12 protein-coding genes are annotated in these 15066 nt (G+C 62.5%); 4 read left to right on the top strand and 8 right to left on the bottom strand.

The window, feature by feature from the left end; translation table 11 throughout:
- Window positions 1–26: 26 nt before the first annotated feature.
- The 3 genes from ACJ8PI_RS01325 to ybbA form a co-directional block, all read right to left on the bottom strand.
- Window positions 27–1433, bottom strand: a complete 1407-nt coding sequence (locus tag ACJ8PI_RS01325) for a sugar porter family MFS transporter (protein WP_033647230.1) — start codon at window positions 1431–1433, stop codon at window positions 27–29.
- 371 nt (window positions 1434–1804) lie between these two features.
- On the bottom strand, window positions 1805–4237 hold the full coding sequence (gene ybbP / locus ACJ8PI_RS01320) for a putative ABC transporter permease subunit YbbP (RefSeq protein WP_074026638.1): 2433 nt from the start codon (window positions 4235–4237) through the stop codon (window positions 1805–1807).
- Complete coding sequence (gene ybbA, locus ACJ8PI_RS01315) at window positions 4234–4920, bottom strand: putative ABC transporter ATP-binding protein YbbA (protein WP_004940192.1); 687 nt, start codon at window positions 4918–4920, stop codon at window positions 4234–4236. Before ybbA ends, ybbP begins: the two co-directional genes overlap by 4 nt.
- On the opposite strand from ybbA, the gene tesA reads away from it, so the two are divergent.
- From tesA to ACJ8PI_RS01300, 3 genes are all read left to right on the top strand, one after another.
- Window positions 4891–5529 (top strand): multifunctional acyl-CoA thioesterase I/protease I/lysophospholipase L1, encoded by a 639-nt coding sequence (gene tesA, locus ACJ8PI_RS01310; protein WP_164050083.1) that lies wholly within the window; start codon window positions 4891–4893, stop codon window positions 5527–5529. The genes ybbA and tesA overlap by 30 nt on opposite strands.
- Window positions 5530–5555: 26 nt before the next feature.
- The gene (locus ACJ8PI_RS01305; RefSeq protein WP_033637386.1) at window positions 5556–6332 is read left to right on the top strand and encodes an SDR family oxidoreductase; all 777 of its coding nucleotides are present in this window, start codon (window positions 5556–5558) and stop codon (window positions 6330–6332) included.
- A gap of 77 nt (window positions 6333–6409) precedes the next feature.
- Entirely contained in the window at window positions 6410–7264 is an 855-nt protein-coding gene (locus ACJ8PI_RS01300; RefSeq protein WP_164134431.1) for a co-chaperone YbbN, read from the top strand.
- Between the two features lie 282 nt (window positions 7265–7546).
- Here ACJ8PI_RS01300 and cfa read toward each other — a convergent pair whose 3' ends face one another.
- The 5 genes from cfa to ACJ8PI_RS01275 all read right to left on the bottom strand — a co-directional run bounded on the left by cfa (window position 7547) and on the right by ACJ8PI_RS01275 (window position 13645).
- Window positions 7547–8698, bottom strand: a complete 1152-nt coding sequence (gene cfa, locus ACJ8PI_RS01295) for a cyclopropane fatty acyl phospholipid synthase (protein WP_033637384.1) — start codon at window positions 8696–8698, stop codon at window positions 7547–7549.
- A gap of 194 nt (window positions 8699–8892) precedes the next feature.
- Window positions 8893–9795, bottom strand: a complete 903-nt coding sequence (locus ACJ8PI_RS01290; protein ID WP_060452719.1) for a carbamate kinase — start codon at window positions 9793–9795, stop codon at window positions 8893–8895.
- A gap of 21 nt (window positions 9796–9816) precedes the next feature.
- Window positions 9817–10686 (bottom strand): DUF2877 domain-containing protein, encoded by an 870-nt coding sequence (locus ACJ8PI_RS01285; protein WP_164134432.1) that lies wholly within the window; start codon window positions 10684–10686, stop codon window positions 9817–9819.
- Between the two features lie 16 nt (window positions 10687–10702).
- Complete coding sequence (locus tag ACJ8PI_RS01280; RefSeq protein WP_041033722.1) at window positions 10703–11968, bottom strand: DUF1116 domain-containing protein; 1266 nt, start codon at window positions 11966–11968, stop codon at window positions 10703–10705.
- A 9-nt stretch (window positions 11969–11977) separates the two neighbouring features.
- Window positions 11978–13645 carry an acyl-CoA synthetase FdrA gene (locus ACJ8PI_RS01275; protein ID WP_164134433.1) on the bottom strand — a complete coding sequence of 556 codons (1668 nt, stop codon included), beginning with the start codon at window positions 13643–13645 and terminating at the stop codon, window positions 11978–11980.
- A 358-nt stretch (window positions 13646–14003) separates the two neighbouring features.
- Here ACJ8PI_RS01275 and allD point away from each other — a divergent pair, with 358 nt between their 5' ends.
- Window positions 14004–15053, top strand: coding sequence for an ureidoglycolate dehydrogenase (gene allD, locus ACJ8PI_RS01270; protein ID WP_015376901.1), 1050 nt, complete (start codon window positions 14004–14006; stop codon window positions 15051–15053).
- Window positions 15054–15066: the final 13 nt, after the last annotated feature.

Below are 15066 nucleotides of genomic sequence, written 5' to 3'. Positions count from 1 at the left end.
GGCTGAACCTTTTTTTGCCGCAAAGATCAACGCGAGCCGATGTTACGCAACGGTTTGCCGGCCATCAGATTACGTTCAATATGTTCCAGAGAAATATTTTTGGTTTCCGGGATCAGCGCCAACGTGATGAAAACAAACAGCACGTTAAGCCCTGCATAGACCCAAAAGGTGTGCGCGCTACCCAACGAATTCAGCATGGTCAGGAACGTCGCTCCCACAATCATATTGGCGATCCAGTTAGTGGCGGTGGAGCAGGTGATGCCGAAATCGCGGCCTTTCAATGGCTGGATCTCTGAACACAGCACCCAAATCAGCGGGCCGGCGCTCATGGCAAAGCCGACGATAAACATCAGCAGCATGACGATAGCGAAATATTGCGCCACCGCCGAGTTCATGCCGATATTCATCATGGTTCCCAGCGCCCCCATGCCGACGGCCATCACGATAAACCCAAGGATCAAGGTGGGTTTGCGGCCCCAGCGATCGACCAGCCCAATAGCGATAAAGGTGGCCAGCACGTTGACCAGACCGACGATCACCGTGCCCCACATCTGCTGTTCCGTGCTGGCGAAGCCCGCCAGACCGAAAATCTTCGGCGCGTAATACATGGTGACGTTCATCCCGGTGAACTGCTGCATCACCTGGAGAAGAACGCCAAGGAAAACCGCGCGGCGGAAATTTTTATTGCCTTTGAACAACGCCCAACCGCTTTGCTTCAGTTTGAGGCTTTCACGAATTTCATTCAGCTCATGCTGCGCCTGGGCACTGCTGTCGCGCAGCTTCTCCAACACCTGGCGCGCCTGCTCATGACGATTGCGCGAGGCCAGCCAGCGCGGGCTGTCAGGTAAAAAGAACACGCCAACCAACAACAGCCCGGCCGGGATGGTGATGACGCCCAACATCCAGCGCCAGGCGCCGGTATAGCTGAATGCCGTATCAGACAGGTAAGCCGCCAAAATACCGATGGTGATCATCAATTGATACATCGAGATCATGCTGCCGCGGATTTTCTCCGGCGCGATTTCAGAAAGATAAATCGGCGCGGTATAAGAAGCGATACCCACCGCCAATCCCAGCAGAATGCGTGAAACGATCAGCACCTCCACGTTGGGGGCGAACGCTGAACACAGCGATCCCGCGACGAACAGAATGGCGCCGATCATCAAACTGTATTTGCGCCCCAGCCGGAAGTTCATCCAGCCGCTGCCGATGGCGCCGACGGCGGCGCCAAACATCATCGAGCTGACCACCCACTCCTGCTGAGAGCTGGTGATATGAAAAGTGTCGGTAATAAACGGCAGAGCGCCGGCGATTACGCCGATATCCAAGCCAAACAACAGGCCGGCCAAGGCGGCCAAAAAACAGACGAAAAAAGTCATGCCGACATGGGTCGGGCTTTTCTCCGCCGGTGCAACTTTAACGGTAGCGCTCATACAGCCTCCAGGAGAAAACGGTCATCAGTTGTGCGACATGATAGGAGGCAATGCGTCGCAGATAAGTGAGTACGATCACATTAGTGGAAGCGGTTACATAATTTTAAACCTTAATTCTACGCGTCAACAGACGACAAACTCGTTTGGTTACTGTGTAACTCATTATTTATATGCATAAAAAAGTAAGCGAAGGCCTGAGTTTGGTAAGAGCATTGCCAATACGCATTGTATCGATAGAGTACAAATGTAATCGATTTCACAAAAATCAGCGTGACGTGCGGAAGGGCACAAGGAGAAAAGCCACGGTAACGCGCGGCGGAAAATCGGCAGGCCCGGCCGCGCTTGGCAGCAACGGACCTGCGATAGCAAGATCAGCCATCATAACTGCGGAACAGCGCCCGGCCGCGCAGCAGGCGCACGCCCAGCCAGCCGCCGCACAGCGACAGCAGCAGCGCGCTGGCCAGCGGCAACGCCCACCACAGCACCGGCGTCGGCGTCCACGGGAAGTCGAACACCCGGCTCTGCAGCAGCCACAGCGCCGCCTCGGCGCCCACCGCCGCCGCGATGCCCGCCACCAGCCCCAGCAGGGCGAACTCGCACCACAGCGTGCGGCGCAGCAGCCGTTTGCCGGCGCCCAGCGTGCGATACACCACCAGCTCCTGGCGGCGCTGACGCATGCCAACCTGCACCTGCGCCAGCAGCAGCAGGCCGCCGCACAGCACCACCAGCACCACCATCACCTCCAGCGCGCGGCTGACCTGCTGCAGCACGCCGCCGACCTGTTTCAGGATCGCGCCGATGTCCATCAGGCTGAGCGTCGGGAACTGGCGGTTGAGCTGGGTCAGCATCTGACCGTCGCCGTCGTAGCGGAAGCTGGTAAGCCAGGTCTGCGGCTGGCCGTCCAGCGCGCCCGGCGGGAAGATAAAGTAAAAGTTCGGCTTCAGGCTTTCCCAATCCACCTGGCGCAGGCTGGTGACCTTGGCGCTGAACGCCTGGGTATCGCCGCTGAAGGTCAGCGTGTCGCCCAACTTGATCTTCAGCCGCCCGGCAATGCCTTCATCCATCGAAACCTCGCCGGCTTTCGGCGGCCAATTGCCCGCCACCAGCGGATTGTGATCCGGCAGATCGGCCAACCAGGTCAGGTTCAGCTCGCGGTTCACCGCCTCGCCGCCCGGATCGTCTTCATGCACCCGCTCTGTCGCTACCTGCTGGTTTATCTCGGTCAGGCGCACCCGGACGATCGGATAATAGGTTTCCGGCTTGATCTGGTGCTGCTGCAGGAAGGTTTTCACCTGCGGCACCTGCGCCTCGGTCATGTTGAGCAGGAAATAGTTCGGGCTGTCCGGCGGCAGCTGTTGCTGCCAGCGGTCGAGCAAATCGCCGCGCAGCACCAGCAACAGCGCCAGCAGCATAAACGACAGCGAGAACGCCGCCAGCTGGCTGATGGTCACCCACGGTTGATGCAGCAGGCGGTTGACCGCCAGCCGCAGCGCCAGGCTCTTGAGCGTGATGCGGCGCAGCAGCTGCAGGCTGCCCCAGCCGATGCCGCCCAGCAGCAGCGCCAGCACCGCCATGCCCGCCAAGATCGCCCACAGCAGCGTGCTGGCCCCCATCAGCGTCACCAGCAGCGCCACCACGATCGCCGCCGTCACCGGCAGGAAGTAGCGCAGCGGCCAGACGTTGGCCACTACGTCGCGGCGCAGCACCCGCAGCGGTTGGGTGGCCAGCAGCTGACGGTACGGCCGCAGCCCGACCAGCAGCGAAATCAGCACCAGCGCGCCGAGCGCCCACAGCCACGGCCAGGCGCCGGCGGCGGGTAACGCGGCCGGCAATACCGGCTTCAGCAGGCGAATCAACAGCGCTTCGAACGCCAGCCCGATCGCCCCGCCGCACACCGCCGCCAGCGCCATCACCGCCAGCCACTGGCCGACGATCAGTTTACGCAGCGCGCCGCGCCCGGCGCCGAGGGTTTTCAGCACCGCGATCAGATCGTAGCGGCTGCGGCAATAGTGGCTCATCGCCACCGCCACGGCGGCGATCGACAACAGCAGCGTCAGCAGGGCCGACAACAGCAGGAACTGTTGGGATCGCTGCAGCGACTTGCCGAGCGCGCTGCCGGACTCCTGCAGCCCGAACCAGCGCTGATCCGGCGTCAACTGCGGCGTCAGCCGCTCCTCGTAACGCTGAATATCCGGCTCGGCGCCGGCGAACATGTAGCGGTAGGTCAGGCGACTGCCCGGCTGCACCGCGCCGGTCTTATCGACGTCCGCCAGGTTGATCATGATGCGCGGCGCGGTCTGGAACGGGTTGAAGCCGGCGTCCGGCTCCTGGATGATTTCACCGGCGATGCGCAGCGTGGTGTCGCCCACCTCGAGCGAATCCCCCACTTTCACGTTCAGCAGCGCCAGCAGACGCGGCGCCACCAGCACGCTGCCCGGTTCGGGCTTGATGTTGGCCGGGCGCGTTTCCAGCTTGCCATACAGCGGATAGGCCAAATCGGTGGCTTTCACGTCCGCCAGCTGCGGCCGGTCACCGGCATAGGTCATGGTGGTGAACGACAGCTGGCGGCTCAGCGTCAGACCCTGCTGTTGCGCGTCCAGCAGCCAGCCTTCCGGCACCGGATGCGCGCTGCGCAGCACCCGATCGCCGGCGATAAAATCGCGGCTCTGCTGGCTGAGCCCTTTGTCCATGCGATCGCTGATGCTGCCCAGCGCCAGCACGCAGGCCACGGAGAGCGTCAACGCCAGCCAAACGATCAGCAGCGACGGCGAGCGCCATTCGCGCCAGAACCAGCGCCAGATCATGCTTCCTCCCACAGCTTGCCTTCGCGCAGCCGCAGCCGCCGCTGGCAGCGCGCCGCCAGGGTTTCGTCATGGGTCACCAGGATCAGGGTGGTGTCAAAATCGCGGTTGAGAGAGAACAACAGGTCGGCGATGCGATCGCCGGTCTGGCGATCGAGGTTGCCGGTCGGTTCATCGGCGAACAGCACCCGTGGCCGGCCGCTGAAGGCGCGCGCCAGCGCCACACGCTGCTGCTCGCCGCCGGACAGCTGCGCCGGCAGGTGATCGAGCCGTTTGCCCAATCCCAGCTGTTCCAGCAGCTGCACCGCCTGCTCGCGGCTCTGCCTGTCGCTCTCGCCGCGCAGCAGCGCCGGCAGCTGCACGTTTTCCAGCGCGTTCAGCGTCGGCACCAGCATGAACGACTGAAACACGAAGCCGACGTTCCTGGCGCGCAGCGCGGCGCGGCCTTCTTCGTCCAGCGCGGTCAGCGACTCGCCCAGCAGGCGCACCTCGCCCTCGCTGCCGTCATCCAGCCCGGCCAAAATGCCCAGCAGGGTCGATTTCCCCGATCCGGATTCGCCGATCAGGGCGATCGTCTGCGCGGGTTTGACAAGCAGCTCGACTCCGGTAAGGATGGTGAGCTGATGCTCACCCTGACCAACGTGTTTACTAAGATGATGAACTTCAAGAACGTTTTCCGCTGGCATCTTCCCTTCCTTTTGCTGTTGGGATTATTCAGTTTACGCGCTGTCGCCGCCGATACCTTGTTGATTTTGGGCGACAGTTTAAGCGCCGGCTACCGCCTGCCGATCGAGCGGGCCTGGCCGACGCTGTTGGCCGAACAGTGGCAGAAAAAACCGGGCGCGCCGCAGCTGGTCAACGCCAGCATCAGCGGTGACACCGCCGCACAGGGGCTGGCGCGTCTGCCCGCGCTGCTGAAACAGCATCAGCCACGCTGGGTGCTGATCGAGCTGGGCGCCAACGACGGCCTGCGCGGTTTCCCGGCGCAGGACATGCAGCGCGATCTCGGCCAGATCATCACGCGGGTGCAGCAGGCCGGCGCACAGCCGCTGCTGATGCAAATTCGCATCCCGCCGAACTACGGCCGCCGCTATACCGAAGCGTTCAGCGCCGTCTACCCGGCGCTGGCCAGGCAGTTCAACATTCCGCTGCTGCCGTTCTATATGGAACAGGTGGTGGTGAAGCCGGAATGGATGCAGGATGACGGATTGCACCCCAATGGGGACGCCCAGCCGTTTATCGCCACCTGGATGGCGGAGCGCCTGGAACCGCTAGTAAAACATGAGTCTAACTAAATTAGGGTCGTACACTAGGTAAAGTTATGCAAAAAGCAGTATTGATAACCGGCTGCTCCAGCGGAATTGGATTGATTGCGGCGCAGGATCTGCGCAACCGCGGCTACCGGGTGCTGGCCGCCTGCCGCAAGCCGCAGGACGTGGAAAACATGCGCCAGCTCGGGCTGGAAGGCATCGAGCTGGATCTGGACGACAGCGCCAGCGTCGAGCGCGCCGCCGCCGAGGTGATCGCGCTGACCGGCGGCCGCCTGTACGGCCTGTTCAACAACGGCGGCTTCGGCGTTTACGGCCCGCTCAGCGGCATCTCGCGCAGCCAGCTGGAGCGGCAGTTCGCCACCAACCTGTTCGGCACCCACCAGTTGACCCAGCTGCTGCTGCCGGCGATGTTGCCGCACGGCGAAGGGCGCATTATCCAGACCAGCTCGGTGATGGGCCTGGTCTCCAGCGCCGGGCGCGGCGCCTACGCCGCCAGCAAATTCGCGCTGGAAGCCTGGTCAGACGCGCTGCGCATGGAGCTGCACGGCAGCGGCATTCAGGTCAGCCTGATCGAACCGGGGCCGATTTCCACCCACTTTAGCCAGAACGTCAATCAGACGCAGAGCGACAAGCCGGTGCATAACCCCGGCATCGCCAAGCGCCTGACGCTGCCGCCGGAGGCCATTCTGCCCAAGCTGCGCCACGCGCTGGAAAGCCCGCGCGCCAAACTGCGCTACCCGGTGACCCTGCTGGCGCACGCGATGAGCGTGCTGCGCCGCATTCTGCCGGGCCGCTGTCTGGATTGGCTGCTGCGCAGCAACGCTTAATTCGCCCGCCGGGGTTGAAGAATGGCGGCGCGCCCCCATCTACACCCCATGGCTCCGCACGATCAGAGAGAAAAAAGATGCTAGCTCAAGCTGTTGTTGATATTAACGAAACTAACCTGCACCAGACGCTGGAACAGTCGATGTCCATTCCGGTGCTGTTCTACTTCTGGTCCGAGCGCAGCCAACACTGCCTGCAGCTCACGCCGGTGCTCGACAAACTGGTGGCGGAATACGCCGGCCAGTTCATTCTGGCCAAGGTGGACTGCGACGCCGAACAGATGATCGCCTCCCAGTTCGGGCTGCGTTCCATTCCGACCGTCTACCTGTTCAAAGACGGTCAGCCAGTCGACGGCTTTCAGGGCCCGCAGCCGGAAGAAGCGATCCGCGACTTGCTGCAGCGTTTCCTGCCGAAGGAAGAAGATCTGAAACTGGCGCAGGCGCAGGAACTACTGGCCGCCGGCAACGCTGCCGAAGCGCTGCCGCTGCTGAAAGACGCCTGGCAGAGCAGCCAACAGCGCAGCGACATCGGCCTGACCCTGGCCGAAACTCAGATCGCGCTCAGCCGCAGCGAAGACGCCGAAGCGGTGCTGGCGACCATTCCTCTGCAGGATCGCGATACCCGCTATCAGGGCCTGGTGGCGCAGATTGAACTGTTGAAGCAGGCGGCGGACACGCCGGAAATCCAACAGCTGCAACAGCAGGTGCAGCAGCAGCCGGACAACGTCGAGCTGGCGGTGCAGCTGGCGCTGCAGCTGCATCAGGTCGGGCGTAACGAAGAAGCGCTGGAACTGTTGATGGGGCATCTGAAGAAAGATCTGGCCGCCGCCAACGGCAACGCGCGCAAGACCCTGATGGACATTCTGGCCGCGCTCGGCACCGGCGACGCGCTGGCCGCTAAGTATCGCCGCCAGCTGTACTCCCTGCTGTACTGATATACCCTTCGTCTTTCCAGCCGCATCGTTGTTGGCTGCACGTTCGAACCCCAGTCACTTGTTATCTAAGCTCCTGGGGTTTCTCACGTTTGCCGCCTAGACGCAACTGGAAATCCATTGGGTATATGTGTTGTCCCAAAGTAAATATTGAAGGGTATCCCCTAAATAGTTCGAGTTGCATCAAGGCGGCAAGTTTGTAAGTCCCCGGGAACTTACTCAAGTAAGCGACCGGGGCGCGCAAACGCAGCCAACACAGATGCAGCTTGAAATATGACGGGGATATCAGCGATAGACCCGCACCCCGCCTTCCACGCCCGCCGGGCTGAACAACACCTGCCACAGCTGAATGTTGCGCGAACGGAACGCGCCGGCGCAGGCGTTCAGGTAATAAGTGAACATGCGTTCGAAGCGCTCGGAATAGCCGCCGGCCAACTCTGGCCACGCCCGTTTGAAGTTCTCCAGCCAGGCCATCAGCGTGCGATCGTAATCGGCGCCAAAGTTGTGCCAATCCTCCATCACGAAACGCCCTTCGCTGGCCTCGGCGATATGCCGCACCGAAGGCAGGCAGCCGTTGGGGAAGATGTATTTGTCTATCCAGGCATCGACGTTGAGATCGGTCTGATTGGAACCGATGGTGTGCAGCAGGAACAGGCCGTCGGGCTTCAGGTTGCGCGCCGCGACGCTGAAATAGGTCTCGTAGTTTTTCGGCCCGACGTGCTCGAACATGCCGACCGACACGATGCGATCGAACTGGCGATCCAGATCGCGGTAATCCTGCAGCAAGATCTCGACGTCCAGCCCGGCGCAGCGTGCCTGCGCCAGCTTCTGCTGCTCGGCCGAAATGGTCACGCCGTGCACCGAGACGCCGTAGTTTTGCGCCGCAAACTGCGCCAGCCCGCCCCAGCCGCAGCCGATATCCAGCAGCGTCATGCCCGGTTTCAGCTGCAGTTTCTCGCAGATCATCCGCAGCTTGGCCTGCTGCGCCTGCTCGAGCGTCTGCGCCTCTTTCCAGTAACCGCAGGAGTATTGCATGTAGGGATCGAGCATCGCCCGGAACAGGTCGTTGCCGATGTCGTAGTGCTCTTTGCCCACCTGCCAGGCGCGCTTGCGCGATTGGCGGTTGAACAGCCGGGCATAGGCGATGCGCGCGATGTCGCTCAGGCTTTTCGGCAGCCGCTCATCGACGCCGGCCTGCAGAATGCGGGTGAACAGCATGTCCAGCCGTTCGCACTCCCACCAGCCGTCCATATAGCCTTCGCCGAAACCGAGCGAGCCTTCCTGCAAAATGCGTTTGAACAGCGCCGGGTTGTGCACCCGGATATCCCAGGCGCGCGGGCCGTTGATGGCGACGCCGGCTTCCGCCAACATCTCCTCCACAATGCGATACCAGCGATCCTTCTTCTGGGCGAGTTCATCAACACTGAGCGAATCCATAACAATCCTTGGCCGAAATGTCATTTCAAAAAGCATAGTCGCAAATAAAAATGACAAATTTTTGACGGTAAACACCGGGGTGTTTTTACTCTAGCCAAGGCGAGCAACATCATGAAATGAATAAAAATTATTGAAATCATGCCATTTAGGCATACTTATCCGCGCCAGCGCGGGCGCGGATAAACCGACGGCGGCTAAGGCAAAATAGAGGTGCCGGCCTGGCCCGCCAGCACCGCGTCGATATCCTGCAGGCCACCGATATGGGCCGTCCGCCCGGTGCGATCGACGAAGCGGCTGACCGCCATGATCTTCGGCCCCATGGCGCCGTCCGCCACCGCCATCGGCGCCAGCTCTTGCGTGGTGGCGCGCCGAATGGCGCGCTGGCGCGGCGTGCCCCACTCCTGGTACACCGCGTCGGCGTCGGTGAGGATCACCAGATGATCGGCCCCCACCTGCTCCGCCAACAGCGCCGCCGCCAGATCTTTGTCGATCACCGCTTCGCTGCCCGTCAGCCCATGCTCGTCGGCGATCATCGGGATGCCGCCGCCGCCGTTGCAGATCACGATGTGCCGCTGCGCCAGCAGCAGCGTGATCGCCTCGATGTCGAGGATCTTTTGCGGCGCCGGCGAAGGCACCACCCGGCGGATGTAGTTGCCGTCCGCCTTCAGCGTCCAGCCGTATTTGGCCTCCAGCGCCTGCCGCTGTTCCGGCGCATACACCGGCCCGATGAACTTGCTCGGCGCCAGATAATCCGCATCCTGCGCATCCACCAGCACCCGCGTCAGCAGCGTGGACACCGGCTGCTGCGGATGGCTGGCGCTCAACTGCTGCGCCAGCATATAGCCGATCATGCCCTGGCTTTCGGCCACCAGAATATCCAGCGGATAGGGCGGCACATCGCGGTACGCCAGGTTCTGCAACGCCAGCAGCCCCACCTGCGGCCCGTTGCCGTGCACGATGGCGATGCGGTATTTCTGCGCCAGCTTGCCGATGGCGTCGGCGATAAGGGCGATGCTCTTATACTGATTTTCCGCAGAGAGCACGGCTCCGCGCTGCAACAGGGCGTTGCCGCCCAACGCAATGACCAAGGTTTTCATGGTTTGCACCCGTAGTTGAAATCATACCGTCCCGGCCGGATCCGCGATCCGGCCCTCGTGTTCACACCGCGCGCCGCACAGTGCGTTAATCGTCGTCATCCCCAGCCACACGCCCAGCAGCGTGTCCGCTCCCGAAAAGTGCCCCAGGCTCAGCACCGCTTCCACCGCCGCCGATACCTCTTCAGGCGCCCGCAGTCCCTGCGCCAACGCATGCAGCGGCGTGGCGAACACGCCCTGTTCGGCGTAACGCAGGTAGTGCGCACTCACCAGCGTGGTCAGCGCGTCCAGCGGTGGCGTCTGGGCGAAAAACGGCGCCAGCCCGGCGACCTGAATGCGGCTGTCGAGGTGCGCGCTCAGCAGCAGGCCGAGCAAGGTGTCGTCGTTGCTCGGCGTCAGCCCCGGCCCCTTGCCCAGCGCCTGGCGCCAGTCGACCGTGTCGCCCCGCAGCCAACGGGAAAAATCCCGCGCCAGCGCGGCCGGCTCCGGCGTTAACGGCCGCTTCACAAATCGGCCCAGCTCGCCGTGTAACCCGCACTGCGCCGTGCAGCGCTGCAATACCGCCGTCAGCGGCCGATCGGCAATGGCCGCGCGCGATGTCAGCGCCAGATCCCGCGCCGCCGCGGCGGGCCGCACCAGGAGCGCATCCAACGTGATGCCTGCGGCGGAGAAGGCGCAGCGCCCTACGGACGGCACCGCACGCCGCACGCGATCGAAATCCCGCGCGCCGAGCTGCCACCCCATCGGGCTCAGGCCGCTGCCGGCGCGGTGCAGCGTCAGCAGCCGCGCGCGTTCCGTCAGGAAATTGATCGCGTTGTTGAAGCTGCCGACGCAGCGCAGCGCGCCGTAGTCTTGCGTCGCATGGCGGCTGCTGGCCAACGCGATAATGTCCATACGCCCCTCCGTTCGCTTACGCCGTGATGCCGAGCTTATCGGCCAGCGCTTCGATCGCTTTCTCGAAGCAGCCGAGCGGCGCGCGCACCGTGCCGGCGCCAATTTGCCCGACCCCGGCTTCGCGGTGGGCGATGCCGGTGTTGATCAGCGGCGTGATGCCGGTTTCCACCACCCGCCGCGCATCCAGCCCCAGGCAGGCGCCCTGGAAGTCCCAGGTCGGGATCTGCAGCATCATGTTGCGCTCGAGGTAGATCTCCGCCATTTCCTCGGAGATGTCGGTGGCGGCGCTCATGCCGCCGGAAGCTCCGACGAAGCGCGTCACGCCCGGTGCCGCGACCATCGCCGCGCCGCCAATGCCGAAGGTTTCGGTGATCGCGCTGTCGCCGATGTCCGGGTTGGCGTCCGCCTGGCTGAAGCCGGAGAAGAACAGCCCTTCCGGCGTATTGACGGGGGCGGTGAACCAACGATCGCCCATCCCGCTGATCTTGATACCGAAGTTCTTGCCGTTGCGGGTCATTACCGTGACGATGGTGCCCTGCTCAATCTCGGCCCCGGCGTCCATCGCCGCCTTGCAGTAGGCCATCGCCAGATTGAGGAAGAACTGATCGGTGATGCTGAGGAACTGCATCACCTGCGCCAGCTCCGCCTTATCGCGCGGCAGCAGGCTAATCTCCGGCGCCAGCCTGCGCATCAGCAGCGCCGAGGCCGCGATATTGCGCTGGTGGAATTCGTCCCCCATGCTGATCGCCTGCGCCATCAGCGCGGTCAGATCGATCCCCTCCTCCAGCGTCGCCAGTACCGCTTTCAACACCGGGGCCAGCGAGTCACGCATCCAGCGCAGGCGATGCTGCACGTCCTCGCCGTAGGCGCCGAAGCGCATCACCTTGCCGATGCCTTCGTTCATGTTGCAGTAGGCGTAGTTGCCGTGAACGGTGTTCCTGACCACTACCATCGGCATGTGGGCCGAGGTGATGCCGCCCATCGGCCCCACCGCGCTCACGCTGTGGCACGGGATGAACTCGATCTCCCCCTGCTCCAGCAGCGCCAGCGCCTGCTGCTCATCCTGCGCCCAGCCTTCGAACAGGCAGGCGCCGATGCAGGCGCCGCGCACCGGGCCGCTCATCTCTTGCCAGGTGACCGGCGGGCCGGCGTGCAGCAGCTTGCGTCCTTCGGCCAGCTGCGGGATCAAACGGTGCGCCAGATCCACATCCTGCCAGTGCGGGCGCGCCTCGCGGATACGGGCGATAACGGCGGCGTTTGCTTGCTCAATCGTTGCGTACATAGCGGTTCCTTACTTTAATTTTTTCAAGATGTTGGCTAATCGTTGATCGCCACCGGCCACCGGCGCCCACTGGTAATGCACCACCGGAATGTCGCTGGTTTGCAGGTCATCGGCGAAGCTGCGCAGCCCGGCGTTGATCACCGCGACGCCGTCCAGCAAGGCCGGCCGTTCGCGTTCAGGTGCGGGTAAGACGGGGGTAATCAGCTGGTGCGCCAGCGCGACCGCCGCCGGCAGCGACGGCATCACCGCGATGCCGGCTTCCTGCAGAGTGGCGATTTGCCGCGAGCGCTGCTGTGGATCCTGTTCGGTGCCGGTGACGGTGGCGATCGCCGCCAGCGGGTGGGCCGCGCCGCGCACCGCACGCACGTTGGCCACCTCGGCCGCCAGCGACGCCGCCGGATCGTCCTGAGCGCCGAAGCCGATCACCACATCCAGCAGCAACACGCCGGTCTGCGGCTGCTGCGCCAGGCGGGCGATTTCTTGATTGCGGGCGGTCGGGTCAATCATCGGGTGCGGTCGCCCCTGGGTATAAAAGTCATCGCCCATGTCGATAATGCGATGGCCGTCGGCCACCAGCATGGCGCCGCGCGGGTGCTCGCTATCCACCGGCAGGGACAGTTTTTCCGCCAGCAACATCGCGCATTCGGCCGCCAGCGTGCCGCCGGCATACAGCCCGGCGATTTTGCCGCCGGGCACCGCGGGCTGTTGCGCCGCCTGTTGCTGCACGTAGCCCAGCATCGCCGCCAGCCGCGCCGCTTCATCCAGCGTGGCGGCGAACGTGATGTTGCCCTCCTGACGCACGGCGGACTGCGCGCCGAGGAACAGCGCCACTACCGGCTTACCGAGCGCTTTCATCTCGTCGATCACCCGCTGGCGCACCTCGGGCGCCGGCGGTTTGGACACGAACGCCAGCACCAGACTCTGCGGATCCGCCGCCAGCATGCGCAGCGCGCTGATGGCGCTGATGCCGCCGATCTCCGCCGTCAAATCCCGCCCGCCGAGGCCAATGGCGTGCGAGATGCCCTGGCCTGCCAGGATAATTTGCGAAATAAGCTCCTGAATGCCGGTGCCGGAGGCGCCCACTACGCCGATAGATCCGGCGGGCGCCACGTTGGCGAACGCCAGCGGCGCGCCGGCGATGCAGGCGGTGCCGCAGTCCGGCCCCATCACGATCAGCCCGCGTTCGCGCGCCTTGGTTTTCAGCGCCACTTCCTGCGCCGGGCTGACGTTGTCGGAGAACATCATCACGTTGCAGCCGTCTTCCAGCGCGCTATCCGCCAGCTCCGCCGCATATTCGCCGGCGATCGAGATCAGCGCCAGATTGGCGGCGGGCAGCTTCTGCCTGGCGGTGCGCCAGCTGCGCGCCCGCAGCAGTTTTTTGCCGCCCTGGCTGCCCTGCGCAATCGCCTTGAGCGTCGTCTCCAGCGCCGCGCCGATCTCCTCGGCGATCGTCTCGTCGGCGGACTCCGCCTTGATCGCCACGCAAATATCGTTCGGCGTCGCTTCGCTAAACTGCGGGTGCCAGAAACCAGTCACCTCCAATAAGGATTTATTGGCCGGTGTCCCCATCATGACGGATATTTCCTCGACCTTGGGAGATTCACTGAGTTTGCGGGAGATCAACATCAGGCTGACGGAATCCTGAAAGCTCCCCTTTTTAATAAAAGCATGGATCATGGTGATATCCTTAAGACAGCATTTAATAATATCGGCAATATTTCCCGCACCGGCGGTACGGCGACGCATTGAATTCAGCGAAAAGGTTAATTATCAAGCTACAAATTAAAACCGCGCCCCGAGGTGAGTACGGTCACACTTTATCCATTGTTAGAAAAAATAACTTAATCGCCTGAATATTAGTTAATCCAGAAGGGAAAAAACATTTATAAAAAAACTTCTAACAATGGCGATTTAATTCAACGAATTTTTAATCCAATCGGATAAAACGCATCTGGATCACATTATTCCCCCCCGGTATTTATACATTACAACGCAGAGGCGAATTAAATAAACCGTAGTGATAAAAGGACTGTATATGAAGGTCTCTAAACAACAATTACATCAGCTTATCCAGCAAAAAATTCACGCCGCCGGCCTGAGCCAGGAACACGCCGGCATCGTCGCCGACGTGCTGGTTCATGCCGATGCGCGCGGCATTCATTCTCACGGTGCGGTCAGGGTCGAATACTATTCCGAACGCATCAGCAAAGGCGGCACCAATAATCACCCGCATTTCACCTTTGAGAAAACCGGCCCCTGCAGCGCCATTTTCGACGGCGACAACGGCGCCGGGCACGTGGCGGCCAAGCTGAGCATGGATCGCGCCATTGAAATGGCGAAAGAGAACGGCGTGGCGGTAGTGGGCGTGCGCCGCATCGGCCACAGTGGAGCGCTGTCCTACTTCGTGCAGCAGGCGGCGCGCGCCGGCATGGTCGGCATTTCGCTGTGCCAGTCCGATCCGATGGTGGTGCCGTACGGCGGCGCCGAGGTCTACTACGGCACCAACCCCATCGCCTTCTCCGCGCCGGGCGAAGGCGACGAGCTGATCACCTTCGATATGGCCACCACCGTGCAGGCCTGGGGCAAAGTGCTGGACGCCCGCTCGCGCAACGCCGCCATCCCCGACACCTGGGCGGTGGACGCCGAGGGCAAGCACACCACCGATCCGTTCGCCGTCAGCGGGCTGCTGCCGATCGCCGGGCCGAAAGGCTACGGCCTGATGATGATGGTCGACGTGCTGTCGGGCATTTTGCTCGGCCTGCCGTTCGGCAAACACGTCAGCTCGATGTATCACGATCTCAGCGCCGGCCGGGAATTGGGGCAATTGCATATCGTCCTGAATCCGGGTTATTTCACCAACGAATCGGCGTTCCGTAAAAATATCAGCCAGGTCATGAAAGAGTTGAATGCCGTTAAGCCGGCGCCGGGCGTCAGCAAAGTGCTTTATCCAGGGCAGAACAGCCATGCGCGTGAAATGGAAAGCGAGAAAAACGGCATCGAAATCGTCGATGATATTTATCAATACTTAATTTCAAATGCTATTTACCAGCGTTCTTACGACCATAAAGATCCCTTCGCCAGTTAACGCTCTCTTATTA

It is taken from the genome of Serratia sp. CY82433 (assembly GCF_052166535.1).
Taxonomy (GTDB): Bacteria; Pseudomonadota; Gammaproteobacteria; order Enterobacterales; family Enterobacteriaceae; genus Serratia; species Serratia sarumanii.
The sequence above is the reverse complement of the archived record's forward strand: the minus strand, read 5'-3'. Positions and strand labels throughout refer to the sequence as shown.

Bases quoted from the DNA above. Each gene is read 5' to 3' on its own strand.
- ACJ8PI_RS01325 (WP_033647230.1), bottom strand. From the start codon at position 1,433: ATGAGCGCTACCGTTAAAGTTGCACCGGCGGAGAAAAGCCCGACCCAT.
- ybbP (WP_074026638.1), bottom strand. From the start codon at position 4,237: ATGATCTGGCGCTGGTTCTGGCGCGAATGGCGCTCGCCGTCGCTGCTG.
- tesA (WP_164050083.1), top strand. From the start codon at position 4,891: ATGAACTTCAAGAACGTTTTCCGCTGGCATCTTCCCTTCCTTTTGCTG.
- ybbA (WP_004940192.1), bottom strand. From the start codon at position 4,920: ATGCCAGCGGAAAACGTTCTTGAAGTTCATCATCTTAGTAAACACGTT.
- ACJ8PI_RS01305 (WP_033637386.1), top strand. From the start codon at position 5,556: ATGCAAAAAGCAGTATTGATAACCGGCTGCTCCAGCGGAATTGGATTG.
- ACJ8PI_RS01300 (WP_164134431.1), top strand. From the start codon at position 6,410: ATGCTAGCTCAAGCTGTTGTTGATATTAACGAAACTAACCTGCACCAG.
- cfa (WP_033637384.1), bottom strand. From the start codon at position 8,698: ATGGATTCGCTCAGTGTTGATGAACTCGCCCAGAAGAAGGATCGCTGG.
- ACJ8PI_RS01290 (WP_060452719.1), bottom strand. From the start codon at position 9,795: ATGAAAACCTTGGTCATTGCGTTGGGCGGCAACGCCCTGTTGCAGCGC.
- ACJ8PI_RS01285 (WP_164134432.1), bottom strand. From the start codon at position 10,686: ATGGACATTATCGCGTTGGCCAGCAGCCGCCATGCGACGCAAGACTAC.
- ACJ8PI_RS01280 (WP_041033722.1), bottom strand. From the start codon at position 11,968: ATGTACGCAACGATTGAGCAAGCAAACGCCGCCGTTATCGCCCGTATC.
- ACJ8PI_RS01275 (WP_164134433.1), bottom strand. From the start codon at position 13,645: ATGATCCATGCTTTTATTAAAAAGGGGAGCTTTCAGGATTCCGTCAGC.
- allD (WP_015376901.1), top strand. From the start codon at position 14,004: ATGAAGGTCTCTAAACAACAATTACATCAGCTTATCCAGCAAAAAATT.